Below are 25,445 nucleotides of genomic sequence, written 5' to 3'. Positions count from 1 at the left end.
TCCCGGCGGAAGACAGCGGTCAGGAAATGCGCCAATGGCCAAAACCCCGGTGATTGCGATCGTGGACGACGACGAAGGCGTTCGCACGTCGCTGGCCAGCCTGGTGCGTTCGCTCGGCTATGAAGCCCACGCCTACGCGTCCGGTGTCGACTTTCTGCGGGAACCGGCGGGAGAAGATCCGGCCTGCATGATCGCCGACGTTCAGATGCCGGTCGTTACCGGCGATGAATTGCAGGCGCGCCTGGTTGCCTCCGGGCGCCGGTTCCCGATCATTTTCATGACCGCGTTCCCCAGCGAACCCGTACGCCAGCGCGTCATGGCGGCTGGCGCGCATTGCTATCTCGGCAAGCCATCCAGCGGCGACGAGATCATCCGCTGCCTCGAAGAGGCTCTGGCGGGCCACGCGCCGCAATAGTCGGGCCCCCTGCTCGGGCTTGGCGCGCCTTTCCGGCGTGCGTTCCCGAAAGCACGTTGGTGGACAGAAAATACCGGCGGGCACGACAAAGCTCATGCTCCGCTTCGATTTCGCGATGCTGGCAGACCGTACGTTTTGCGCAACACGGATGGAGCACGATGCCAAGGGACGCCACCAGCGCTGCCGGCGACATCCGCCCGCGGGTGTTTGCCGGCTTTCCGGTGAGTTCCTGGGCGTTCGCGCTGCGCGTCCTGTTGGCAATGCTCCTCGCACTCTATGTCAGCTTCTGGCTTGAGCTTGAATCCCCCTCGTCCGCAGCAATCACCGTGGCAATCCTGGCGCTGCCCACGCGCGCGCAGGGCATGGAAAAGGCAGGCTACCGGCTGCTCGCGACCGCCATCGGCGTGATGGCATCGATCGCCATCGCCGGCATCTTTTCCCAAACCGGCGCTCTCCTGCCCGCCGTGTTGGGGATCTGGGTCGGGCTTTGCGTTTTCGTCGTCGGGATGCTGGACGGCAATCGCGCTTATGCGGCGGCCCTCAGCTGCATCACAGTTGCCCTGATTGCCATTCAGCAGATCGACAGCCCGTTGCAAGTGTTTCCGACCGGCGTCGCCCGGGGCGCCGCCATCGCCATCGGCGTCCTCGCGGTAGCTCTGGTCAACGAAGTGCTCGCCGCGCCGGACTATCATCCGGTTCTGGCGAGCCGCCTCGAAACACTGCATCGCCGGGTCGCGGAATTTGCGCAGGACGCCGTCCGCGGTGAAGCTTCGTCCGCGACCGCTGCAGCGGACATGCTGCGCGATATCGCGGCCCTGCATCCGGAGATCGCGAGCCTCGCCACGGAGTCGATCAGCGGCCCGGCCAGAACCGCAGCCGCACGTTCCGCGATGGTAGGCCTCGTCAGCGAGCTGACGCTCGCCCGTACGCTCGCAGCGCTGCCGATCGCCTCCGTCACCTCTCGGGACGATCGAGACCCCGCCGCTGCCGGCCTGACGACGATCTGCCGGACCTACCTGCGAGACGAGATCATCCGCGGGAATGCAGACGTGCGCGACAGTCTCGAGGCACTGCGGACCGGAACATACCCACCCCGGCAATGGCGCGCGCCGCTGTATCGCTCGCCTCGCATTGCAGCGGAAGGCGGCGTCAGGGCCGCGATCCACTTCATCCTCATTGCAATCATCTTCGTGATGGCGGGATGGCCGACCACCGAGCTCTGCCTCTCGCTTGCCGCGGTCATCATCGGCCTGAGCGCAACGGCTCCTAATCCGCGCGCCTTCACGACACTGGCAGTCTTTGCCATGCCGATCGCATGCCTGCTCGCCGGCGTCCTGAAATACCTCGTCTTCAACGGCGTATCCGAGTTTCAACTGCTGGCGATTGGCCTCGCGCCCGTCGTGATCGGCTTGGCGCTCCTGATCACGCTGCCGAGCGGCGTCCTGCCGCCGCTGAGCCGGCTCTCTCTCGTGTTCATGCTTGTCGTTCTCGCGCCGAGCAATCCGCAGAGCTACGCGCCCGAGACATTCCTCGTGACGTGCCTGTTCGCCCAACTTTCTTCGGTTCTGGTCCTTGCGGCGCAGCTCCTGCTGCCGTCATTGTCCGGCGACCGGAGGATCCGGCTGCTACTGGACGAAGCCCATCGCGAGCTGGGCCGCCTCGAATCCGGGCAGGTCCGGCAACTCGCGCCGGAGGAAGCAGCGTTTCGCGATGCCGCCCGGATCGAACAGATCCTGGCGACGAACGGCGCTACGGCGCCTCCTCCGGTCGTCGCGGAGGCTATGCGCTGCTTCGACGAGGCCGTGGTGCTGCGGCGGTGCCACTTCGAACTGAGCCTCCTGGCGGAGAGCTCACTCGGTGGCGCGGCGCACGCCGCGCGAGCCGCCCTCACCCTGCGGGATGGACACGCGATCCTGGTTGCGGCTGAAGCGCTGCGCCAGATAGCGAGGCAAAGCAACCTGTCAGTCGAGCCGGTGCTCGCCGCGCTCGTTCCGGCAGGCATCGCCTTCGAACGGTGGCAGACCTCCGCCGGTTCCAGTCATGGAAAACATCCATGACGAACACCTATCGTGAACTCGTCGTGGGCGGCGTGCTGATCGCCCCGATCGTGTCCTATGCGGCAACGGCGCTTCTCGCATTCCTGCTGCTCCGCCCGGTGCTGCGTCTCGCAAGATTTACAAGATTCTTCAGCAACCCGTCGCTGGCCGAGCTCTGCCTCTACGTGTCGATATTCGGCCTGCTCACGCTCTTCTGCTAAGGAGAAAGTCATGGACGCGGCCCTGCCCCGGGATGCTGCCGTTCCGCTCCGCCCCGAATCCCCGGCCGAAGCACGGGCGGGCACAGCTGACGACGTCGAGCTTTCCAGCCTGATGGAGGCCGTGGTGCGCGCTACCAGCGATCGCGCCGCGAACGACGGCGAAGCTTGCCGGCAGGCGTTGCCATCGACGCGGTCACCGAAGGCCACCGAGCGATTCATGGCTGGCGTCGGCAAGCATCTTGCCACTCTTGCCATCGCTTTGGTCGCCATCCTGATATCGGTTGCAACCTGGCAGCACTATGTCACCGCGCCCTGGACGCGGAACGGCAGCGTGCGCGTGCAGGTCGCCAATGTCGCGCCGCAGATTGCGGGCAAAATCGTGGAGCTGCGGGTGACCGACAACCAGTTCGTCCACAAGGGCGACGTGCTCTACGTCGTCGATCCCTTCGACTTCGAGGTAGCCGTCCGCGTCGGCAAGGCCCTCGTCGACCAGCGGGCGGCAGACCTGGAGGTGAAGCAGGCCGAGTTCGACCGGCGCCGGCATCTATCCGATTTGGCGACGACGCCAGAGGAACAGCAGATCTTCGCCGGCAATGCCATGCAGGCGAAAGCCGCCTACGCAGCGGCCGCTCACCAGCTTGCACAGGCGAAATTGAACCTGGAGCGCACCAATGTGCTCAGCCCTGTCGACGGCTATGTCACCAATCTCCTGCTACGCGTCGGCGACTATGCGCTTACCGGTGTCACCAACGTCTCCATCATCGATTCCAACAGCTTCTGGATCGACGGCTATTTCGAGGAAACCAAAATGGCGCATGTGTGCGTCGGCGATCGCGTCGAGGCACAGCTCATCGGCTACTCCCAGCCGATCCTGGGACATGTGAAAACCGTAACCCGGGGGGTCAGCGTGTCAAATGCCACCGCGGGCACGCAAGGTTTGCCCAACGTGGACCCGATCTACACCTGGGTGCGGCTTGCACAGCGCATACCGGTTCGCGTCGCCATCGACACGGTGCCGCCGGACGTGCCGCTGGTGTCCGGGATGACAGCCACGGTGACGATCCGGCAGCCCGATGCGGTCGATCGCCAGACCTGGTCCCAGCGGCTCCGCAAGACTTTCGTAGATTCTATGTACGATTTGTTCGGCGCAGGACCTCCGCCCCGCCCACACTGCCTCCAATCCCCATCTCAGCAGCCTCCCGAGGTGACGGCGCTTCCCTACGCGCGGGTGCCGGCAATTCCGTCAGCGGACAAGATCGCGCCTGGCCTCACACCCGGTATCGATGCCTCGCCACGCCTTCCCTGAATCCGGTCGGGTCGCCCGACCGGACGAGAGGCGCCGCATCGCGCGGCCCATCAACGCAGTGTCGCGCCGCGACACCGGAACTCACAGCCCAGACCGTTGATTCGTCTCGCTCAATTGAGAGCATCGCGACGTACGGTCGCACCTGCAGATTTCGCAAAATCTAACACGATTTCAGCAACTCTAACGGGCCTTGTGGCGGCATCAGACATATCGTTCGAGGGTGAACCAATGGCATTCAGCAGCCACCGCGGCAGCGGAATCCAAGAGACGGGAACGAACGATGCTCACAGATATGCAAGCGGTCGGCGCCCGGTTGACGCATCAACCCGGCCCCCGCGAACCGGATTTCTCTCAAGGGCCACGTGCATTCCCCCACGAACGAAAATGGCGCCAGCCCGATCAGCGCGCGGGCGTTGCGCGCGAGGACATCACGATCTCGCGTTTTACCTATGCGCAGACGGCCGTCAGGCGCGAGGAAGCAACGACGCCTCCCGACCGATACTTCTTCTCTGTCGCCTTGAAGAGCACGCGTCTCAAGCTGAGCAGAGGCAGTCAAACCATTTTCGACGGTACGATGCCGGCAGGCACGCTCTATGTCGGCGCGCCATCGAAGCCGCTCCGCGCACAGTTCCATGCGCCGTGCGATTTCCTGCACTTCCATATCTCGACTAGTTGCCTTCCATCTCCGCAACCGGGAACAGATCCGCTCGCGCCCGAATGCCTGAACGATCTCGTTCTGTTGCGCGACCCGTTCGCCGGGCAACTCGCAAAGGTGCTGACGGAACAGGGCCACTCGGCCGACCGGGAATTTGCGCGCTGCATCGCCCAAACGTTGGCGATGCACGTCGCTCGGCGCGAGCCCCCGCGCGCGAAAGTCAACGCGTTGCCGAAATGGCGGCTCCGACGCGTCGAAGAGTATGTCAGGGCACGCTTCGACCGCGCCATCAGCCTGTCCGATCTTGCCCGCGTTGCGGGATTGTCCCGGATGCACTTCGCAGCACAGTTTCGCGCCGCGACGGGGTACCGGCCGCGCGAGTATCTCCTGCAACAGCGCATCGAGCATGCAAAATCCCTGTTGTCGAACACCGAGACGCCCCTGGCCGAGGCGGCGCTTGCCGTCGGTTTCTGCACGCAGGCGCATTTCTCCACCGTGTTCAAACGTGTTACGGGCGACACGCCGGCACGTTGGCGATGCACCAGCCGGAACGCATTGGCGTCACCGGGGCTCGCTGACTGCGATGCGGTTCCGGCACCCGCGCCAGGGTCTCATATCCTGCCGGCGGACTTTCAGTGAATCATGCGAAATGAGAAACCGCGTGGGTCTGTGAAATACTTTGCACGCCGGACCGGCGATGTTGGCAGTGTTAGTGACTGAGACCCCCAAGTCACGGCTCGAGCCTCTTCCTCCCAGGCATGCGAGCATTGGGGCCGTCCTCCCCACAAAGGACGGCCCCCTCTTTTTACGCCGCTCGCCGATCCGGAGCATCGTCCATTCGAGCCCGGATGGAAGCTGCCGCTTCAGTCGCGAAGATGCTGCGCAAGCCAGGCACGCACGCCCTGAAGACTCCTGAAATCATCCAACGACCGCACCGGCAGGTCGGGTGCGACGTTCGCAACCATCCCGCTCAGTGCATGTCCAGGTCCGAACTCGAGAAACACCGTGGCGCCGGCCTCGAGACAGCCTTGCAGACAATTTCCCCACTGCACGGTTTGCGAGATCTGTGCGGCGAGCTTGTCGTGGCCCGCCTCTGCGGAGACGACCGAACCGCCATCGATGCCGCTCAGGATGCGCGCGCTGCCCGCCGGGGGGAACGCCACCAGCGCCGACCGCAAGATTTCGCGAAACACGACCGATGCTTCGGCGAGCCGTCCGGTGTGGGAGGCAACCTCAACCGGCAGATCGACGATCCCGGTGGCGTGCAACGCCCTCGCATCTTCGGCAACCCTGTTCAGTACCTCCCGGCCACCGCCGATGACAAAGGCGTCGCCCGGATTGACGATGGCGATCGCCGCGCCATGGCGATCGCAAAGGCGGGTAATATCGTCATGTGAAAGACCGCGAACAAAGATCAGCCCATCACCTGCGCAGCTGGCCGCATCCATCGCTTCCGCGCGACGCACCGCGAGGTCGAGTGTGAGGACCGGTTCGAACAAGCCTCCCACGCCCCAGGCCGCCACCTCACCGACACTGTAGCCTGCGATGACGGCGCCATGTGGAATAATGGCCCTGAGTGCGGCAGCGGCGGCCAGTGCCTGCAAGGTGCATAGAATCTGGCCGGAACGATTGTGATGCAGAGCCTCTTCAGATTCGCTGCGCACGAAATCGCGCGGATCCCTGCCGCCCAGCAATGTTGCCGCGTGAGCAAACAGGTGGGTCGCCTCCGGTGCATTTCCCGTTAGGGCGAACATGTTCCGATGCTGCCCGCCTTGTCCTGAGCACAAGATCGCAAGCGTCATGGCGGCCGCCTAGTGCGGAAAGAGCATGGCGATCGCGACCGCCATGGTCGCGACGCTGAATGCCGTGCTCGAAATGACAATCGATCCGACCGCTGCGGAGTCCAGCCGGTAGTTGACCGCAAACAGGATGCCGAAAAAGCCAGAAGGCACCGTGGCTAGCAGAATGGCCGTCTTCGCGGTGCCGGAAGCGATTGGAAAGACGTGAGTGACTGCAAGGGCCGCGAGCGGCCGAACCAAGTCCGCGGTCACCGTCGCGGCCGCGATCGTCCAATTGAGGCGGAATGATTGTGCCGACAGGATGGCCCCGGTGAGGAACAGCGCGACGCCGGCGGCCGAACTTCCGATCAGCGCGAGACACGCATGCGCAAGCGCGTCGAGGCTCAAGTCCGACAACGAAAACAGGATGCCGAGCACGGGCGCGAGCACCACCGGCTTGGCGATCGCGCGCCCGACTGCCGTCAGCATCTGCCGCGCCGCCATTTCTTCGCCACGAGCCCTGGCGGCGTCCATTTCCGCCATGATCAGCGTCACCGGACTGATGAGGACCGAACCGGTTGCCAATGCGACCGCGACGGGAACGGTACCCCCCTGTCCCACGACAGACGTCAGGATTGGAAGACCGACGCCGGCAAGATTCGGAAAGCCGACCGTGAGGGCCTGTATCGACGCATCAGGCCGTGATGCCTTAAACAAGCGGCGCGCGGCAAGATACCAAGCGGCATAGACCAACAACATTGTTGTGCCGAGCACCATGAAGAGCGGAACCTGCTCAATCATCTCCCTGCGCGACGCCGAGGCTGTCGCCGCGAACAGGGACGCCGGTACGGCAAAATCCATCACGAGCGCGTTGAGCGCATCGACATGGAGATTGTCGACGACATGAAACTTGCCGGCGGCATATCCCAGCAGCAAAACGAAGAACACCGGCACCAGCGCCACCAGGATTGCATCGGGCATCATGGCCCCGGCGCGTCATGGGCGTCGACGAAGAGCGACATCGCAAGCAGGTCAGCCGAGCCACCGGGGCTGAGACGACGGGCGACGAAGCTCTCGTGGATCGATCGCGCGCTAAAGCGCCAGCCGGGCGCACGCACGCCGCCGGCGCCGATGAAACGGCGCGCCGCGCGGCGCGCAAAGCGAAGCCCGTCGAGCCCGCCACGATGCAGCAGATTCGTGTCTTCCACGGACGCTATCAGGGCAAAGCACGCTTCGACCCGAGCCGCTTCCGCTTCCTCAGGCGTGCCAGGCGTCGTCCGCCGCAAGGCAGGCAAGCCGATCCGGTAGACGCTGGGAAACCCGTTCGCCGCCTCGAGACGGGCTCCGCCTGCGTGAAAGCGGCGGCGAGCAGCGCTGCCATGGCTGTGCAGCAGCACCGGGCCGTGGAGTATGCTGGCACCCCAGAGGCGTGCCACGACATCGCCGAGCAGAAGCGCCGGATCGACCAGCCCGCCGGCCCTCGCACCGGCCGCCGCACACAACAGGCCGAGACCGAAGATCGCGCCGCGATGCGTATTGACGCCTGAAGTCGCCTCCAGCATCGCACGTTCGGCCTCCAGGCCGATGATCCGCAGCACGCCCATGCCGCAACCGAGCGCGCCCGCATCGGCAAGACTCTGAAGGTAGGGCCTGATAGCCACGGCGCTGCGACGAAACGTGTCGGCGTCCATGTCGTCGTGACTACCATTGTCGACATGGCTCACGAGCCCTGGCTTGGGCCAGGTTTCCAGCTCCATGGTGAGGCAATCTGCAGCGAAGCCGCCGACGGTCCGTATCTCGGGCGCCATCTGCCGATGGCGTGGAACGAGCGGTTCGATGCCTCGCGCGGCCGCGGTGATCATGATCCCGTCGCTCCCGAAATGAATCGATCCCTGTCGAGCAGGCCTACGGACCCGATGGTCTTGACCAGCAGCTGGCTCGCGCCAGCATGGAATTCGCGCCAGTTCACCGCTGCACCATCCGCACGCATCAATTCGCCATCGAGCCGCATCGGCGCATCGATCTCGATCGCAGCCACATCGGCAGCGAGACGATCCAGGTCCGTTTCACGGTGGAACGCCAGCAGGACATCGAGGTCGGAACGGGCAGTCACGTATTCGAGCCCGGTCAGCGACTGCCATGCGAGGCTGCCGAACACGCGCACGTCCACTGAATGCAGAAGCGCGAGCCCGTTGAGCCGATCGAGCGTGGGCCACCAGTTGCGCGGCGCCGATGCGCGCGCCTGCCGCAGCGAGGGCGGCCTCGCGACCGATGCGATGTGGTCGATATCAGCGAGAAGAGAGAGCCGCTTCTTGCCGGCAGAAGGCGGCAACGGCAGGCCCAGCGCGAGGCCAGTTGCCTCGCAAGGCAGAGGGCGCCGCCTGATCGTCGGCCATCCCATCTCGGGCCACCGCAAAACCAGCGGGTCGGCAGCGAGATCGCCGCGCATCTCGAGCATCGCGCGCCAGCCATGCGGGCTGACAAAAACGAGGTCGTGGCGACCGGCCGGCGGTTCAGCGGGCTTGCAGGGCGAGGTCACGAACGCGCTCCGCGATATCGGCGGCCTTCGGCCGGCCCCCACGCTCCTTGCCGAGCGCATCTCTTCGATCCCGTGCAGCCGGCATATCGGCGAGCAGCGCCTCCAACTGGTCTGCGAGCGAGGTGGCATCAATCCACGTCATGTGAACGGCTCCCATCTGCTCGAGATTGGAGAGCCCCGGAGCGAAAACCGGCGTCGACTTGGATTTCTCCTCAAGCGCCTTCATCGAGAGCTTGGTAACCTTCGCCATCGACGGCAGATCCATCACCTCTGGCGAAGCGCCGGGCAATCCGACCAGCACGCGCGTTGCAAGGCCCGTCGCAAGCAGGGCCCCCGCAGCCGAGTGGCCGTAGAGAAGACCAATGGTCGGGCGGCCATGCATGTCCGCGTGGATCAGCACTTTCGCCAGATGCGCGAGGAATTCGTTGAGCCCAAGCAACTCGTCACGCTTGCTCATGCGCTGGCTGTCGCTGTCGACGAGCACCAGGATCGGTCCGCTTCCCCGGTCGATCGATTCCAGGACGTGCGCGGAAAGCCTGATCGCCTCGTCGACGCCGAGCGCGGTACGATCCGCAACACCAATCACAAGCATCCTGCCGCCGGACCGTAGCGTCGCCGCGCCGGCAATGACGCCATCGTCGTTCGTGACCTCATGGCCGTCGGGAAACAGCGAGGCGAGAATGTCATCGAGCGTCACGGCTGCTCCTCCCAATCCTTCCAGCGAGCGCAATGAACTGGTCCGCCGGCAATTCCGGCACCGTTTCCGCGTGCGCAACACCTTCGGCCGTCCAGATATCGACGGCGTCTTCGCAAGCGCCGAAGCGGCGTAGCCTGTCGGCCAGACGCCCCTGCTCTGCCCTGAGCTGGTCGAGGCCGAAGGGGCCGATCAACCCGATCAGCTCGAGCGCCGCCTCGCGAAAATCCTGCACCGTGTCGTCTGCGAAGACGTCGGCTGCACCGAGCAGCCGCCGGTGCTTGCCGCCCATGGTGCGCCAGACCAGGGCGCGGTCACGGGAGTCGAATTCCTCGACCCCGCGATTGGTCTCGATCACTTCGGGACCCGAAACCGCAATGCGTCCCGCCTCCGACACCGCGAGCGCGGAGCAACAGCCTGCGATCAGACCGCCGCCGCCATAGCAGCCGGAGCGCCCGCCGATCAGGCCGATGACCTTCACGCCGGCGCTGCGTGCCTCCATCACCGCGCGCATGATCTCGGCGATGGCAAGCTCGCCGGCATTGGCCTCCTGCAACCGGACGCCTCCGGTATCGAACAGGATCAGAACGGGGATCGAGCCGATCTCGCGCGCTGCACGAAGCAGCCCCGTCAGCTTGGCGCCGTGCACCTCGCCGAATGCGCCGCCCATAAAACGTCCCTCCTGCGCGGCGACGAATACCGGCGTGCCGTCGAGGTGGCCGGAACCGACGACGATGCCGTCATCGAACTGCTCGGGAAGGCCGAATATCTCCAGATGCGGACTGACCTCGCGCTGTTCCGGCCCGATGAACTCGACCAGGCTGCCGGCATCAAGCAGCAGATCGAGCCTCGTCCGCGCCGATGCCTCGTTGAAGCTGGTGCCGCGGCCCCGTTCGGCCGGGGCGACGTGCGAGAGCGGCGCGGTCATCGGTCGTCCTCCGCGATCAATCGCACCGCCTGCGCGAGCCGAAGCGAGACCGTGTCGGGGCGCGCGCCCCCGTCGTTGATGGAGAATTTCAGTCCGCCGGGCGAATAGCGCTCGACGAAATCGCCGATTACGGCGCCCCAGATTTCGCCGAAGCCCAGCGCCGCGGTTTTGATCTCGACAGCGCATTCCACGTCCGGCAGGACGCGCTCCACCAACACTTCCAGATTGCCCGAGGCGACCACACCGACAATAGCGCTTCGCCTGGTGCCGCCCGCCCGCCCGCGAACCGGGTGTTGAAAGCTGAGATCTTCCATGGCCTGTCCTCACCAGTTCCTGAATTTGGACGGCGGCGCGTAGAGCCCGCCCGACCAGCGCACGAGATCCTTGATCGAGCGCGCCGCCAGCATGCTGCGATCCGCATCCAGCGGATTGATGCCAAGATCTTCCGGCCGGCGGATCACGCCGCGCTCGCGCAGGTGCGCGACCATGTTGCGATCTCGCTTGCGGCCGACATCGGTGTAGCCCGCAACACCGCGGATCGCCTGCTCGCGCTCCTGCAAGGTGCGACAGAGCAATAGATTCGCCACGCCCTCCTCGGTGACGATGTGGGTGACGTCGTCGCCATAGATCATGATGGGCGCGAGATCGAGGTTCAGCTTCTCCGCAAGCTCGAGCGCATCGAGCTTCTCGACAAACAGCGGCACGTTCTTGTCGCCGAAGGTCTGGCCGATCTGAACGACCAGCTTGCGGCCACGGCGTAGCGGCGCCGGACCGTCGGGATCGGCCTCCGCTCCGGCCTTCAGCCAGGGTTCGCTCGGGTGACGCCGCCCGCGCGCATCCGCCCCCATGTTCGGCGCACCTCCGAACCCGGCAATGCGCGAGGTGGTGACGGTCGAGGAATGTCCCTGCAGATCAATCTGCAGCGTGGAGCCGATGAACATGTCGCAGGCGTAAAGCCCGGCAGTCTGGCAAAAGGCGCGGTTCGACCGCAGCGAGCCGTCAGGGCCGGTGAAATAGACGTCGGACCGGGCGCGGATGTACTCGTCCATGCCGACCTCCGAGCCGAAAGAGTGAATCTGCCGGACCCACCCGGACTCGATCGCGGGAATGAGCGCGGGATGCGGGTTCAACGCGAAGTGGGTTGCGATCCTGCCCTTCAGTCCCAGCCTTTCGCCGAACGTCGGCAGCAGGAGCTCGATCGCGGCCGTGCTGAAGCCGATACCGTGATTGATACGCTGCACGCCATAAGGTGCGTAGATGCCCTTGATCGCGAGCATCGCGGTCAGGATCTGCCCCTCGGTGATCGCAGCCGGATCGCGCGTGAACAGCGGCTCGACGAAGAACGGCTTGTCGGACTTGACGATGAAATGGACCCGGTCCGCGGGAATATCGACGCGAGGAACCGTCTCGACGATGTCGTTGACCTGGGCGATCACAATGCCGTCCTTGAACGCGGTGGCCTCCACCACGGTCGGCGTGTCCTCGGTGTTCGGGCCGGTGTAGAGGTTGCCGTCGCGGTCGGCGCTGACGGCGGCGATTAGCGCGACGTGCGGGGTGAGATCGATGAAGTAGCGGGCGAACAGTTCCAGATAGGTGTGAACCGCTCCCAGCTCGATCTTGCCGCCGAACAGCATGCGCGCAATGCGCGCCGATTGTGGTCCGGAATAGGCATAGTCCAGCCGCTTTGCGACCCCGCGGTCGAACAGGTCGAGATGTTCGGGAAGGACAACACCCGACTGCACCATGTGCAGATCGTTGACCCTGGCGAGATCCACCGCCAGCAGCGCACGGCTCAGCAAATCCGCCTGCTTCTGGTTATCGCCTTCGAGGCAAACCCTGTCGCCCGGCCGGATCACGGCTTCCAGCAGGCGCGTGGCGTCCCGTGTCTCCACGACCTTGCCGTTTGCAAGTCCGGCACCGGCCGCAATGCGCGCCTCTCGCGCAGTGCGGTTGTTCTGCCAGCTGGTCATGACCTTCGCTCCTCGGCGCTCCTCACCGTCACGGTCTGCCCGCGATTGGTGCAGGTCGTCTCGATCAGGTTCATGGCAATCTCCGGGTGAGGCAGTCGGGACGGCGGGAGTGCTGTCTCTCCCGCCGTCCTTCTTTCTGCCGGCCGTGCGTCAGGACCGGCAAAACTCGTCAGCGGGTGGCGGGTTGATCGATGCTGCGTGCGGCACGGGTGATGACCGCCGCCACTTCCTTCGGATGCGACTCAAAGACTGAGTGGCTCGCACCCGGGATCACGGTGGTCTGGCTCTTGGCGCGCTCGTAGTACCAGCGCTCGAGATCCGGATTGATGATCTGGTCGCTGCCGGCGACGATGCCCCAGCTCGGCTTGGTCTTCCAGGCTGCCGCCGTCAGCGGCGTGCTGAATACCTGCGTCGCGGCCAGGACCTGGGAACGCGCGACGAACTCGGCCCGCTCACGCGGCAGATCGGGCGCGAACAGCTTGGGGAATTGCACGGGATCGAGATAGGTGAACTTATCCGGCGTGACCTTGATGACGCCCTCGGTCTTTCCAAGCACGCTTGGCGTCTTCTTGCCCAGCGCCGATTCGTCCTCGCCGACGTCGGGCGCATGCGCGGCAACGTAGACCAGACCGACCACATTGGGATGGACGCCCGCTTCGGTGATGATCGAACCGCCGTAGCTGTGGCCGACGAGAAGCGTCGGGCCATCCTGGAGATCGAGAATCCGTTTCGCCGCCGTCACGTCATCGGCAAACGAGGTCTCGGGCTCCTGCACCATGCTGACGCGGAAGCCCTCCTTGGTCAGGATCTCGTAGACCGGCTTCCAGCCGGACGCATCGACCCAGGCTCCGTGCACCAGGACGATGTTCTTCAGGGGTTCAGCGCTCGCCGGGGCGACGGTCGCTAACAGGGAGAGAGCGGCGAAGGCGAGGCCAGCGTTGACGTGTTTCATGTCGGGATCACTCCGGGTTGGAATGACGCGACGGTAATGTCGACCCTTGCCTGCGTATTTCCGCAAACAACGGCCCTTGCCACTTCGCACGTCGGGACGAGGCGACGGAACGGCGCCTAGCTAAGGCGCAAGTTTCGACGCAGCGCATGTGTCGGGCCTACAAACCTCTCATCACTGTGAACGGCCGGCGTTCGTACGCGAAAGACGAACGCTCCGCTTTGTCATTCAAGAGGTCGTCTCTGATGCTTGAACCTCCATGCATGGAATCGGACACATGACATCCACGGCAAATTTCCAGATCGCGCTTCTCATCCTGTTGTACGCAGTTTCGCCCGCGCGTGCAGGCACCTGTGCGCATGACATCGCGCAAACTCAGATCCAGCTGGATCGGGCCATAGAAAAAGACGCGGGCGCCCGCGGCTGGCAGCCGGAGAGCCTCAGCGCGCTGCGCAGTCATCAACCGACGCCCCGCTCGCTTGCAGAAGCCGAAGGCGGCCTCGGGGTCGTTTTCACGGATGCGCTAGATTCGCTTGATCGCGCGCGCGCCGCCGATCACATCGGCGACACAGCCACATGCAGTCGGGAACTCGCCCACGCGCGGGCCATTCTGAGATAGCGATGCGTCTCCATAAAGACAGATGTAGATCGCAAAGCGTCGAATGCTGTTGTGGCCGTGCTGCCGGGGAGCGGGACGTGCGTTCTGGAAATACCCGCCGTCCTGCACTTTCCTAGTGTTCGACGGCATTCAACCGGAGCGATCTTCCATGCGAGAACAGCACCAGTCGAGCAACGTTCGCTGCGGAAGATCCGGATCGCGCCGGGTCACTCTGATGCTTCCAGCCATGCTGCTCGCGACCACCATTCTTTGGCTCGTCCCGGCAGCGGTCGTCGCTCAAACGACGGTACCGGGAATGCCGCCTCCCACCGGCATGCTTGCGACGTCACCGCTTAACCCACAATCCACGAGGCCTGTGGGAATTCCGCTGGGCTCGACCGAGATCGCAACGCCCGGCATCTCGCCGCTCAATCCGTCGCAGGCCATGCCGGGGTGCGCCGGATCCAGCACCTCCGCATCACCGGGCGCATTGTTCGACGGCGGCGGACTTTCCAGTGGCTCATCCGCCACCTGCAACGGCAGCATCGCTGCGGCATCTCCCCTGCCCTCGGCATCGACGGTCGGACGCGTCGGGATTCCGCTCGGGGCCACCGAGCTCGGCGGCGCCGGAATTAGTCCGTCCGTCCCGGTGCCCGGCCCTGCCGCAACGGACAGCACGACCTCGATCGGCGGCTCAAGCAATCCCTGACATCCAGGATGGTCACATGAAACGAAACCTCGCCATCGCGCTTGTCGCTCTCGCCGCGATCCTCGCCGGTACAGGCTTCTGGTTCTTCGGCATGGACCGGAAGCCGGCCGTCGCCGCCGTGCCAGTTCCCGCGGCCGTACCCGTGGTCACCGCAGCGGTCACCGGCAAGGACGTTCCGATCTATCTGCGCGGCATCGGCACCGTGATCGCCTACAACACCGATGTCGTGCGCAGCCAGATTCAGGGACAGATCGTCAAGATCGCCTTCACCGAGGGACAGACCGTCAAGGCCGGCGATCTGCTCGCCCAGATCGACCCGCGCCCCTACGAGGCCCAGATCGAGCAGTTGACGGCCAATCGCGACAGGGATCAGGCCCAGCTCGCCAATGCCGAGGCCAATCTTTCCCGCTACAATCAACTGGGCGACAAGGGCTATGCGACCCCGCAGCTGATCGAGACGCAGACCGCGCAGGTGGCCCAACTCAAGGCCGCCGTGAAAGCGGACCAGGCGCAGATCGATGAGGCCAACGTCCAGCTTAGCTATACGCGCCTGACATCGGCCATTCCCGGCATCACCGGCGTCCGCCAGATCGATGTCGGCAACGTGATTCATCCGACCGACCCGAACGGTCTCGTCGTCGTCACCCAGATCGAGCCGATTTCGCTGCTGTTCACCCTTCCGCAGACGGACCTGCCCGTGATCCAGGAACACGCTGCAAAGGGCCCATTGAAAGTCATCGCCTACAGCCAGGACAACAAGATGAAGCTCGGCGAAGGCGCCCTGCTGCTCGTCAACAACGAGATCGCAGGGACGACCGGCACCGTCCAGCTCAAGGCCGAATTCGCCAATCACGAGCACCGGCTGTGGCCGGGACAGCTGGTGAATGCCCGGCTGCTGCTGGAGATTCAGAAGGATGCGCTGACGGTCGCCGGCTCCGCAGTGCAGCAGGGTCCGAACGGCAGCTATGTCTATGTCGTCTCTCCCGACCAGACCGCTTCCTTGCGTCCCGTTCACGTCGCGCAGATCAGCGATGGGCAGGCCCTGATCGACCAGGGACTGAAGTCGGGTGATACCGTCGTCGTCGACGGTCAGTATCGGCTGACGGAAGGCAGCCGTGTTCGGGAGCTGCACGGGAAGGCCGCGCGCGAGGCCGACCTGCAAAGCGCCGTGCAGGACGCGATTCCATGAACCTTTCCGCGCCGTTCATCCTGCGTCCGATTGCAACCGCTCTGCTGATGGCGGGCCTGCTGCTGTGCGGGCTTGCGGCCTATCCGCTGCTGCCGGTCGGCGCGCTGCCGAACGTCAATTACCCGACGATCCAGATCTCGGCGCAACTGCCCGGCGCCGATCCGGCAACCATCGCGTCATCGCTGGCGACGCCGCTTGAACAGCAGCTGAGCCAAATCCCCGGCGTCACGCAGCTCACATCGTCGAGTGCGCTCGGCGTGGCCCAGCTCACGGTCCAATTCGAGCTGTCGCGTACGGTGGACAGCGCAGCGGTGGACGTGCTGGCCGCAATCAACGCCGCCAGCCCCTTTCTGCCCCCGAACATTCCCTACCCACCGACGATCAGGAAGGTAAATCCCGCGGAGACGCCGATCATGCTGATCGCGCTGACGTCGGACTCGCTGCCGCTGACCACGGTCGACGCCTACGCTGAAAACATCCTGCTGCCCAAGATCTCGCAGGTTCCAGGCGTGGGCCTCGTCGGAATCGGCGGCCAGCAGAAGCCTGCGATCCGCATCCGCGTCAATCCGCAGGCGCTTGCGGCCCGCGGCATCGGCCTCGAGGACGTCCGCAACGTGATCGCCGGCGCCAACGTCGATCTGCCGAAGGGCACGCTCAACAGCCCGCGCGTGACCTATACGCTGAACACAAACGACCAATTGTTGAAGCCTGCCGCCTACGAAAACCTCATCATCGCCTATCGCAATGGCTCGCCGGTGCGGCTGCGCGACATCGGCACGGCGATCGAGGCGCCCGAAAACGACCTGCTGGCCGGCTGGTACGGCAAGGACCCCGCCATCATCCTGGCCGTCCAGCGCGTCCCCGGCGCCAACGTCATCGAGACGGTCGACCGCATCAAGAAGCTGCTGCCGCAACTGCAAGCCTCGGTTCCGCCGGCGATCAAGGTGACGATCGCCGCCGACCGCACCGCCACGATTCGCGCCGCGGTCTCCGACGTTCAATTCACGCTGTTGCTGACGGTCGCATTAGTGGTGATGGTGATATTCCTGTTTCTGAGGAATTTCTGGGCCACCATCATCCCGGCGATCACCGTTCCCTTGGCGCTGATCGGCACCTTCGCGGTCCTCTATGTGCTCGGCTACAGCCTTGACAACCTCTCCCTGATGGCACTTTCGATCGCGGTGGGCTTCGTGGTCGACGACGCCGTGGTGGTCATCGAGAACATCGTGCGCCATCTCGAGCAAGGCATGACTCCCATGGAGGCGGCACTCAAGGGCTCCAGCGAGATCGGGTTCACCATCGTCTCCATCACTCTATCGCTGATCGCGGTGTTCATTCCACTGTTCCTGATGGGCGGCTACGTCGGAAAGCTATTCCAGGAATTCGCCGTCACGATCACCGCATCACTGCTGCTGTCACTGGTCATCTCGCTCACTTTGACTCCGATGATGTGCGCGCGTCTCCTGAAGGACGATTCGCGGAGGAAGCACGGCCGGCTCTATCTCCTGTTCGAGCGCGGCTTCGATTCGCTGCTTGCGCTGTACGCGCGCGGCCTGCGCGTCGTGCTGCGCCATCGCTTCGCGACCCTGCTCGTGATGCTCTCGACCATCGCGCTGACCGGCTATCTCTACGTGATCATCCCGAAAGGCTTCTTCCCACAACAGGACACCGGACAGATCGTCGGCATCACCGAGGCCGCCCAGGACATCTCCTTCCCAGCCATGTCCGAACGCCAGCAGGCGGTCGTCGACATCCTGTCAAAGGATCCGGCGATCCAATCGGTGGCCAGCTATATCGGTCCAGGCGGACCGACGGCGACCCTCAACCAGGGGCGCATCTTCATCGTCCTCAAGCCGAAGCCCGAGCGCAAGGCAAGCGCGGACCAGGTGATCGCGCGGCTGGGGCCCCGGCTCGCCCACATCCAGGGCATCACACTTTACATGCAGGCGGCCCAGGACATCACGATCGGCGCACGCCTGTCGAAGACGCAATATCAGTTCACGCTGACGGATGCCGATTCCAGCGAGCTCACCCACTGGTCGGCGATCTTCCTGGAGAAGCTCCGCGCGCTCGACCTCATCGCCGACGTCGCGAGCGACCAGGCCAATGCCGGCCCGAGGCTGGAGGTCACCGTCAATCGCGAAGTTGCCTCGAGCTTCGGCATCCTGCCCACGACCATCGATAACACCCTGGACGACGCCTTCGGCCAGCGCATCGTCTCCACCATGTTCACCTCGCTCAACCAGTACCACGTGGTCATGGAGGTCGATCCGGCCTTCCAGTATGGGCCCGACGCGCTCAAGGATATCTACCTGAACTCGGCGGCCGGCCAGCAGGTCCCCTTGAGCACGCTGGTTCACAGCGTCATCAAGCCCGCGCCCATTCTGATCAATCACCAGAGCCTGTTTCCCTCGGTGACAATCTCGTTCAATCTCCGACCGGGGGTCGCGCTTGGCGACGCGGTGACGGCGATCCAGAAGATCGAGAAGGACACCGGCAAGCCCGCCTCGCTGTCGACCTCGTTCCAGGGCAACGCGCAAGCCTTCCAGTCTTCCCTGTCGGGCACGCCGTTGCTGATCGGGGCGGCGCTGATCGTGATCTACATCATCCTCGGCGTCCTCTATGAGAGCCTGATCCATCCGATCACGATCCTGTCGACGCTGCCTTCCGCCGGCATCGGCGCGCTGCTGCTGCTGCTGGCGGTCCACATGGATCTCAGCGTCATCGCCATCATCGGCATCATCCTGCTGATCGGCATCGTCAAGAAGAATGGCATCATGCTAGTCGACTTCGCACTCGAGGTGGAGCGCCAGCACGGACTGAGCCCGGAGGAAGCGATCTACCAGGCCTGCACGCTCCGCTTCCGTCCGATCCTGATGACGACCATGGCCGCACTGCTCGGCGGTGTGCCGCTGATGGTCGGCTCCGGCACCGGCGCAGAACTGCGCCAGCCGCTCGGCTACACCATCGTCGGCGGGCTGATGCTCTCGCAGATCCTGACGCTCTACACCACGCCCGTGGTCTATCTCTATCTCGATAGGCTCAGCAATTGGCTCACCAGGCACAAGCCGCAGACGAACGAAACGTCCACCCCCTCCACGAGCGAAGCGGGATTGGGCCATGAGTCCGCTTGATCGGGTGACCGCCGGCATGACGGCCGAAAAGCTGGTGGCCGTCACGACCGAGATGACGGTTGGCTACGTGGGGGCGCAGAGATCTCGCCCGCGCAACAACTTCCGGGGTGAAGCGGCATCCATCCGCCCGGGTTCACATTTGTGACAGCGTGCGTTTTGGCAAACAGCGTGTAGAAAGGCAAAAGACCGATTTTCCGCGGTGCGGTACACACGAACCTCTCGTGTAACCCTCCGAGCATCTTGGCTCGGGAATTGGTCTTTTGCTCAGCGAGTATCCCTTGGGTTTATTCAAACTTCCGGCGTTGAACGGACTCGCTCGCCGTATCTGGAGATCGGCGACAGTCCGCCGTACTGGGGTAATCTGCCGAGCGTGGCGACCCGGCCACCCGCGGTATGCGTCATGACGGTCGAATGTCCACGGCCGACCGCAGCGGCCGAACACCTGGATAGCTCTCGCGCGGCACGATCCGAACGACGGTGGCCTCGTTTGCCCCATATCGGGATGGAGCACCGCAAGGATCGCTTCCTCACCCAAGCCGCTCTTTCAGTGTTGGGAAGCGTCGGGTTGAGCCTCTTGTCGTTCGGCTGCTTCCTGCTCGGGCTCAACTTCACCACGAGTGCTTTCGCCCTCCTGATCGTCATCGTCCTGTTGTCACGGCTGGGCACCTTCTTGACGTCGGCGATCTGTTCCGTAGTCGCAGTTGGCTGGCTGGTCTTCCTGTTCGTCGATCCCGTCAATTCATTTGCTGCGAGCAACCTTCAGGACATCGTCGCCCTGGCCGCCTTTCTCGTCACGTCGCTTGTGATCGCAAATCTGGTCAGTCAGCTACGCCGCGAAGACGTGTTGCGGCGAAATCAAGCAGCCTACCTCGCCGAGGCTCAGAAGCTCAGTCACACCGGCAGCTTCGGCTGGAACGTCACCAGCGGGGAACTGTTTTGGTCGGATGAAACGTTCAGGATATTCGATCTCGAATCGACATCATCGCCGTCGCTCGACATCGTCCTGAAGCGTACGCATCCCGACGATCTCAATGCCGTACGCGAGGCGCTCGATCGTGCCGCGAACGACAGGAAAGACTTTTCCCAGGAACATCGGCTGGTCCTGAGCGATGGCTCGATCAGGCACATTCGCGTGGTCGCCCGCGGATCGTCAGAAGATCGGGGACAATTTCAGTTCATCGGCGCGGTCATGGATATCACCGCCCAGAAGAAGGCCCACACCGAGCTGGAGCGGAGCGAGCAGCGCTACCGCCACCTGTTCAGCCGCATGCCGATCGCACTCCGTCAGATCGACGCCGGCAGACTGGTGGCACTGTTCCGACAACTGCGTGCCGAGGGCATCAAGGATCTCGGCAGCTATTTTGACAGCCATCCCGATTTTCTCCGGACCTGCATGGACGCACTCTCGTTTCAGGAAGCCAACGAACGAGCCATCCAGATGTTCGGAGGAGGCGTCGACGGCTATGTCGGGCGTTCCATGTCTGACACCTGGAAGGAACGCCCGGATACGTTTCGGCGGGCCATGGAGTCCCGCTTTCGCGGTGAAACGAATTTCGAGGAAGAAACCAAGATGGTGACGTGGGACGGCCGCATCGTCGACGTTCTCTTCACAACGGCCCGCGTCGGTCCAATCAATGATCTCGAAATAAGCCTGGTTGCCACGATCGATATCTCGCAACGCGTCCGTACCCAGGAGAGGCTGCGGCAGGTGCAAGCCGAGTTCGCGCATGCGGCGCGCGTCTCGATGCTCGGCGAGCTCACCGCTTCCATCGCGCACGAAGTCAACCAGCCTTTGGCGGCCATCGCGACCAACGCCGCTGCCGGGCTGCGCTGGCTGAACAGGCCCATGCCCGACATGGCCGAGGTCCGCAGCGCAATCGAAAACATGGCCGCGGATACGAGGCGGGCCGCGAACATCGTGGCGCGTGTTCACGGGATGGCTTCGCGCAAGGCGCCGGAGCGTGCTCCTTTATCCCTTGACGATGTCATTCGCGAGGCGCTTCTCTTCCTGCGCCACGAGATGGAATCCCGCGGTGTAACGATCCTGCACCAGCCCGATGCAGAAGCTGGGCTCGTGCTCGGCGACCGCACCCAGCTCCAGCAGGTGATCGTCAATTTGGCCATCAACGCCGTGCAAGCGATGACGCAGGCGGGACGCGGTGATCGCAGGATCGTCATCGGCACCGCCGCGCAGAACGGGGCCACCTTGTGCTGCTCCGTCGAGGACAACGGTCCCGGCATCGCCGCCGAACATGCCGGCCGGCTGTTCGAAACCTTTTTCACGACCAAGGAGTCCGGCATGGGCATGGGACTGCCGATCTGCCGGTCCATCGTCGAATCGCATGGCGGCCGGATCGACGCCGAAGGCCTTGGCGTCGATCGCGGTGCTCGGTTCTGGTTCACGCTGCCGATCTCGACGCCGGCGTCATCACCGCCGTTCGGTCGGGACGCCGAGGCCTGACCCGACCTCTCTATTGCGGCGGGGCGGTCGAGCGCACCAAGCGGATCGGGATGCCCTTGAATGAGGGCGTGAAGCTGAGGGGATCGCGGGCGTAGAGCGGCACCAGCGGATTGGTCTCCGGATAGTACGCAGCACAGCAGCCTGTCGGAAACGAATAGGCCACGACACGAAAGTCGCGCACGATCCGCTCGGCGCCGTCGGTCGACTCCGTGATCAGGTCGACGCGATCCCCATCCGCGAGCCCGCGCTTCTTCAGTTCGTATTCGTTGAGGAACACCACGTCTCGCTGACCGAACACACCGCGGTAGCGGTCGGACATCGAATAGAGCGTGGTGTTGTACTGGTCGTGGCTTCGTATCGTGCTGAGCCACAGGAAATCCGGATCACTCTGCGGCGGGTCCTCGCCGCACCCCTCAAACACCAGGAAATTGGCCTTGCCGGACGACGTTGCCCAGATGCGCTCCCGCGCGGTCGAGGTCAGATGGAAGCCACCGGGAATGCGGATACGGGCATTGTAGCTCTGGAAGATGGGAAAGACGGCCTCGATCGCATCCCGGATGCGATCGTAGTCGCCCACAAAGCTGTCCCAATCAACCACCGTGCGCTCGCCGAGCGTTGCCTTGGCGAGGCCTGCGATGATCGCTACTTCGCTGAGAAGATGCTCCGATGCCGGCTTGTTGCGGCCACCAGAGGCGTGCACCATCGACATTGAATCCTCGACCGTCACCGACTGCGGCCCCGATTCCTGAATGTCGATCTCGGTTCGTCCGAGGCAAGGCAGGATCAGGGCGGCGCGGCCATGGATCAGATGGCTGCGGTTGAGCTTGGTGGAGACGTGAACGGTCAGATCGAGCTCGCGTAGCGCGGCCTGCGTCGCTTGCCAGTCGGGTATGGCCGCGGCAAAATTGCCGCCCATCGCGAAAAACACCCTCACCTCACCGCGGATCATTGCCTCCAATGCCGTTACGACGTTATGCCCCGGCGTGGTCGGTGGCTTGAAGCCGAAGCGGAGTTCGAGGCGTTCGAGGAAATCCGCCTTGGGGATCTCCGTGATGCCCACCGTGCGGTCGCCTTGCACGTTGGAATGACCGCGAACCGGACAAACGCCGGCGCCGTCGCGTCCTACATTGCCGCGCAAAAGCGCAAGGTTGGCGATCTGCTGCACGTTATGCGCGCCGCGCTGGTGCTGGGTAATGCCCATGCCATAGACAAGGATCGCGCGTTCAGCCTTCATATAGGCGCCCGCGGCATATTCCATGTCCTCACGCGTTAGGCCGGACTGGCGTTCGATATCGGGCCATTGCGTGCGCTTGAGATCGTCGATCAGCGCTTCGATGCCGACGGTGTGCCCGCGAATGAAATCCCAGTCCAGAATCTCCGGCTCTTCGGCGGCGCGGGCAGCCTCGTCGGCTTCCACCAGAATCTTCATGATCCCCTTGAGGACGGCGACGTCACCACCGACGCGTACCTGGAACAGTTTCGAGCTGATCGTCGTCGACGACAGCGTGATCATCTCGACGGGGCTCTGCGGCGCCTGGAAGCGTTCCAGCGCCCGCTCGCGGAACGGATTGAACGAGATGATCGAGGCCCCCCGGCGAGCCGCATTGCGCAGGCTGGTCATCATCCGCGGGCTGTTGGTGCCCGGATTCTGGCCGAAGATGAAGATGCAGTCGGCCTTGTCGAAATCCTCGAGCAGCACGGTGCCCTTGCCGACGCCAAGCGATTGCGGCAGGCCAACGCTGGTCGCCTCATGGCACATGTTCGAACAGTCAGGAAAGTTGTTGGTGCCGTATTCGCGCACGAACAGCTGGTAGAGGAAGGCGGCTTCGTTCGAGGTCCGCCCGGACGTATAGAACTCTGCCATGTTCGGATCCGGCAGCGCCTTCAGCTCGCGGCCGATCATGTCGAACGCCTCGCTCCACCCCACCGGCAGATAGCGGTCGGATGCGGCATCATAGGCTACCGGATGAGTGAGACGCCCGACCATTTCGAGATCGTAGTCGCTCCAGCCTGCGAGCTCCGTGACGGTGTGCTCGGCGAAGAACTCGGGTGTGCAGCGCTTGGACGTCGCTTCCCAGGCGACGGCCTTGCCGCCGTTCTCGCAGAATTCGAATGAAGATGTGTGCTTCGGATCGGGCCAGGCACAGCCGGGGCAATCAAAGCCTTCCGGCTGATTCATGCGGCTCAGCGTTGCCGCACCCTTCACCGGAATCCGTTGCACTAGCAGGGCCTCGCTGAGTGCCTTGAGCGCACCCCATCCGCCGGCGGGTTCACTGTAGGGATGAACCGATTTCCTGGTCATTTCAATATCTCACGATATGGCGATCCTCCGGCCAGTTAAGGACCGCCGCGAGGAGGCGTCTTTTCAAAAAAGGGGTCGAATTTCTCATTTGCAGGAGTCCGGGTGCAGAAGTCCGGTCCGGAGCTGCCGCCCGATTCAGGCAGTGCATTCCGGAAAAAGGACGTCCTTCCCGGAAGCTGATGGGCCCGCGAGAAATTAGGGTGGACGGCCGGAGCCTCGTTGCGACGGAGGCTTGCAATGTCTTTTTCAGGAGTGACCAACATGTTTTCACGACGTGATTTGCTGGCTGTGTCGGCGGCAGGCGCCGCTATGGTCGGCTCCAGCGTACAAGCTGCCACCTTCGGCAATCCGGACGAGCCGCCGCAAGGCGCGGTGAATGCCAAGAGCCCCGGAAGCCTGAGCGATCCAGGCCCGCAAAACCCCGCGCTCGCCAAGCAGTTTCCCTCGGCAACAACGCCGCCGGCGACCGATGTCGGCGGCTTGCCGATGAATTGGGCCTCCTTCAACAATGCGCCGAGGCGCATCCAGGACGGCGGCTGGGCCCGCCAAGTCACGGTCGCGGATTTCGCCATCTCGAAGGAGATTTCCGGCGTCAACATGCGGCTGTCCGCCGGCGGTATCCGCGAGCTGCATTGGCATCAAGCGGCCGAATGGGCGATCATGACCTATGGCAGCTGCCGCATCACGGTGCTCGACGTCGAGGGCCGCCCCTATGTGGGCGACCTCAAGGCCGGCGACCTCTGGTACTTTCCGCCGGGCGCGCCGCATTCGCTGCAAGGACTGGGGCCGGATGGCGCCGAATTCGTGCTCTGCTTCGACGATGGCCATGCCAACGAGTTCAACACGCTGCTCGTGACGGACTGGTTTGCACATACGCCGCCGGAGGTGCTGGCCAGGAACTTCGGCGTGCCGGCCGAAACTTTCGCCAAGATTCCCCTGCACAATCTCTGGATCTTCCAGGGCACGGTGCCCGGCGATCTCGCGGCGGATCGAGCGGCAATCGCCAAAAATGCCGAGGCCGCGCCCTACCCGTTCATTTACTCGCTGGGCAACTCGGCCCCCCTCAAGGAGAGCTCTGCGGGAAGCATCCGCATCGCCGACAGCACCAACTTCAAGGTGGCGACCACCGTCGCGGCAGCGCTGGTGACGATGCCTCCGGGCGCAGTGCGGGAGATGCACTGGCATCCGAACGCCGATGAGTGGCAGTACTACATCAAGGGCAAGGCGCGGATGACGGTGTTCGATACGGGTCCGAACGCCCGGACGACGGATTTTTCAGCCGGCGACATCGGCTATGTCCCGCGCAACCTGGGACATTACGTCGAGAATGTCGGCGATACCGAGGTCCAGTTCGTCGGTGTATTCCGTGCCCCGCGATATGAGGAAGTATCGCTCTCCAACTGGCTGGCGCACACGCCGCCCAAACTGGTCGCGCAGCACTTCAACATTGACGAGAAGGTGGTCGCCCAGTGGCCGGACACCGGTCCAGGCATCATGCCGAAGAAGTCCTGAACGAGAAAGGCGCCGCAATCGGCGCCTTTCTTTTTGTCGACCCACGATC

General features: G+C 64.0%; 22 protein-coding genes. 11 read left to right on the top strand and 11 right to left on the bottom strand.

Going from position 1 to position 25,445, the window contains the following annotated elements:
* Positions 1 to 34: 34 nt before the first annotated feature.
* From NLM15_RS16315 to NLM15_RS16295, 5 genes are all read left to right on the top strand, one after another.
* Positions 35 to 415, top strand: coding sequence for a response regulator transcription factor (locus NLM15_RS16315; RefSeq protein ID WP_254118085.1), 381 nt, complete (start codon positions 35 to 37; stop codon positions 413 to 415).
* A gap of 158 nt (positions 416 to 573) precedes the next feature.
* On the top strand, positions 574 to 2,472 hold the full coding sequence (locus tag NLM15_RS16310) for an FUSC family protein (protein ID WP_254124255.1): 1,899 nt from the start codon (positions 574 to 576) through the stop codon (positions 2,470 to 2,472).
* The gene (locus NLM15_RS16305) at positions 2,469 to 2,672 is read left to right on the top strand and encodes a DUF1656 domain-containing protein (RefSeq protein WP_254118084.1); all 204 of its coding nucleotides are present in this window, start codon (positions 2,469 to 2,471) and stop codon (positions 2,670 to 2,672) included. The genes NLM15_RS16310 and NLM15_RS16305 overlap by 4 nt, the downstream gene beginning before the upstream one ends.
* Positions 2,673 to 2,682: 10 nt before the next feature.
* The gene (locus NLM15_RS16300) at positions 2,683 to 3,978 is read left to right on the top strand and encodes an HlyD family secretion protein (RefSeq protein ID WP_254118083.1); all 1,296 of its coding nucleotides are present in this window, start codon (positions 2,683 to 2,685) and stop codon (positions 3,976 to 3,978) included.
* Between the two features lie 280 nt (positions 3,979 to 4,258).
* The gene (locus NLM15_RS16295) at positions 4,259 to 5,272 is read left to right on the top strand and encodes a helix-turn-helix domain-containing protein (protein WP_254118082.1); all 1,014 of its coding nucleotides are present in this window, start codon (positions 4,259 to 4,261) and stop codon (positions 5,270 to 5,272) included.
* A 224-nt stretch (positions 5,273 to 5,496) separates the two neighbouring features.
* Here NLM15_RS16295 and NLM15_RS16290 read toward each other — a convergent pair whose 3' ends face one another.
* From NLM15_RS16290 to NLM15_RS16250, 9 genes are all read right to left on the bottom strand, one after another.
* On the bottom strand, positions 5,497 to 6,435 hold the full coding sequence (locus tag NLM15_RS16290; protein WP_254118081.1) for an acyltransferase domain-containing protein: 939 nt from the start codon (positions 6,433 to 6,435) through the stop codon (positions 5,497 to 5,499).
* A 9-nt stretch (positions 6,436 to 6,444) separates the two neighbouring features.
* Positions 6,445 to 7,395 carry an AEC family transporter gene (locus tag NLM15_RS16285; RefSeq protein ID WP_254118080.1) on the bottom strand — a complete coding sequence of 317 codons (951 nt, stop codon included), beginning with the start codon at positions 7,393 to 7,395 and terminating at the stop codon, positions 6,445 to 6,447.
* Positions 7,392 to 8,273, bottom strand: a complete 882-nt coding sequence (gene mdcB / locus NLM15_RS16280) for a triphosphoribosyl-dephospho-CoA synthase MdcB (RefSeq protein ID WP_254118079.1) — start codon at positions 8,271 to 8,273, stop codon at positions 7,392 to 7,394. Before mdcB ends, NLM15_RS16285 begins: the two co-directional genes overlap by 4 nt.
* Positions 8,270 to 8,950: a malonate decarboxylase holo-[acyl-carrier-protein] synthase gene (gene mdcG / locus NLM15_RS16275; protein ID WP_254118078.1), complete on the bottom strand. Its 681-nt coding sequence runs from the start codon at positions 8,948 to 8,950 to the stop codon at positions 8,270 to 8,272. The genes mdcB and mdcG overlap by 4 nt, the downstream gene beginning before the upstream one ends.
* Positions 8,925 to 9,647 carry a biotin-independent malonate decarboxylase subunit gamma gene (gene mdcE, locus NLM15_RS16270; RefSeq protein WP_254118077.1) on the bottom strand — a complete coding sequence of 241 codons (723 nt, stop codon included), beginning with the start codon at positions 9,645 to 9,647 and terminating at the stop codon, positions 8,925 to 8,927. Before mdcE ends, mdcG begins: the two co-directional genes overlap by 26 nt.
* Entirely contained in the window at positions 9,634 to 10,572 is a 939-nt protein-coding gene (locus NLM15_RS16265) for a biotin-independent malonate decarboxylase subunit beta (RefSeq protein ID WP_254118076.1), read from the bottom strand. Before NLM15_RS16265 ends, mdcE begins: the two co-directional genes overlap by 14 nt.
* The gene (gene mdcC, locus NLM15_RS16260) at positions 10,569 to 10,886 is read right to left on the bottom strand and encodes a malonate decarboxylase acyl carrier protein (protein WP_254118075.1); all 318 of its coding nucleotides are present in this window, start codon (positions 10,884 to 10,886) and stop codon (positions 10,569 to 10,571) included. The genes NLM15_RS16265 and mdcC overlap by 4 nt, the downstream gene beginning before the upstream one ends.
* A 9-nt stretch (positions 10,887 to 10,895) precedes the next feature.
* Positions 10,896 to 12,542 (bottom strand): malonate decarboxylase subunit alpha, encoded by a 1,647-nt coding sequence (gene mdcA, locus NLM15_RS16255; RefSeq protein WP_254118074.1) that lies wholly within the window; start codon positions 12,540 to 12,542, stop codon positions 10,896 to 10,898.
* Positions 12,543 to 12,711: 169 nt separating this feature from the next.
* Positions 12,712 to 13,494, bottom strand: a complete 783-nt coding sequence (locus NLM15_RS16250) for an alpha/beta hydrolase (protein WP_254118073.1) — start codon at positions 13,492 to 13,494, stop codon at positions 12,712 to 12,714.
* 274 nt (positions 13,495 to 13,768) lie between these two features.
* Between NLM15_RS16250 and NLM15_RS16245 the strand changes: the two genes are divergently transcribed.
* Positions 13,769 to 14,110: a hypothetical protein gene (locus tag NLM15_RS16245; protein WP_254118072.1), complete on the top strand. Its 342-nt coding sequence runs from the start codon at positions 13,769 to 13,771 to the stop codon at positions 14,108 to 14,110.
* Positions 14,111 to 14,386: 276 nt separating this feature from the next.
* Here NLM15_RS16245 and NLM15_RS16240 read toward each other — a convergent pair whose 3' ends face one another.
* On the bottom strand, positions 14,387 to 14,791 hold the full coding sequence (locus NLM15_RS16240; protein WP_254118071.1) for a hypothetical protein: 405 nt from the start codon (positions 14,789 to 14,791) through the stop codon (positions 14,387 to 14,389).
* Positions 14,792 to 14,814: 23 nt separating this feature from the next.
* Here NLM15_RS16240 and NLM15_RS16235 point away from each other — a divergent pair, with 23 nt between their 5' ends.
* The 4 genes from NLM15_RS16235 (at position 14,815) to NLM15_RS16220 (ending at position 21,582) form a co-directional block, all read left to right on the top strand.
* Positions 14,815 to 15,987, top strand: coding sequence for an efflux RND transporter periplasmic adaptor subunit (locus tag NLM15_RS16235; RefSeq protein ID WP_254118070.1), 1,173 nt, complete (start codon positions 14,815 to 14,817; stop codon positions 15,985 to 15,987).
* Positions 15,984 to 19,121, top strand: a complete 3,138-nt coding sequence (locus tag NLM15_RS16230; RefSeq protein ID WP_254118069.1) for an efflux RND transporter permease subunit — start codon at positions 15,984 to 15,986, stop codon at positions 19,119 to 19,121. The genes NLM15_RS16235 and NLM15_RS16230 overlap by 4 nt, the downstream gene beginning before the upstream one ends.
* Positions 19,108 to 19,266, top strand: a complete 159-nt coding sequence (locus NLM15_RS16225) for a hypothetical protein (RefSeq protein ID WP_254118068.1) — start codon at positions 19,108 to 19,110, stop codon at positions 19,264 to 19,266. Before NLM15_RS16230 ends, NLM15_RS16225 begins: the two co-directional genes overlap by 14 nt.
* A 357-nt stretch (positions 19,267 to 19,623) precedes the next feature.
* Entirely contained in the window at positions 19,624 to 21,582 is a 1,959-nt protein-coding gene (locus tag NLM15_RS16220; protein ID WP_254118067.1) for an ATP-binding protein, read from the top strand.
* 10 nt (positions 21,583 to 21,592) lie between these two features.
* Here the strand turns inward: NLM15_RS16220 and NLM15_RS16215 are convergent, their stop codons facing one another.
* Entirely contained in the window at positions 21,593 to 23,884 is a 2,292-nt protein-coding gene (locus NLM15_RS16215; protein WP_254118066.1) for an FdhF/YdeP family oxidoreductase, read from the bottom strand.
* Between the two features lie 261 nt (positions 23,885 to 24,145).
* On the opposite strand from NLM15_RS16215, the gene NLM15_RS16210 reads away from it, so the two are divergent.
* Positions 24,146 to 25,396, top strand: coding sequence for an oxalate decarboxylase family bicupin (locus tag NLM15_RS16210; protein WP_254118065.1), 1,251 nt, complete (start codon positions 24,146 to 24,148; stop codon positions 25,394 to 25,396).
* The last annotated feature ends 49 nt before the right edge of the window (positions 25,397 to 25,445 follow it).

Origin of the sequence: Bradyrhizobium sp. CCGB20, assembly GCF_024199855.1 — a bacterium.
Lineage (GTDB): Bacteria > Pseudomonadota > Alphaproteobacteria > Rhizobiales > Xanthobacteraceae > Bradyrhizobium.
This window is presented reverse-complemented; position numbering and strand designations above follow the sequence as displayed.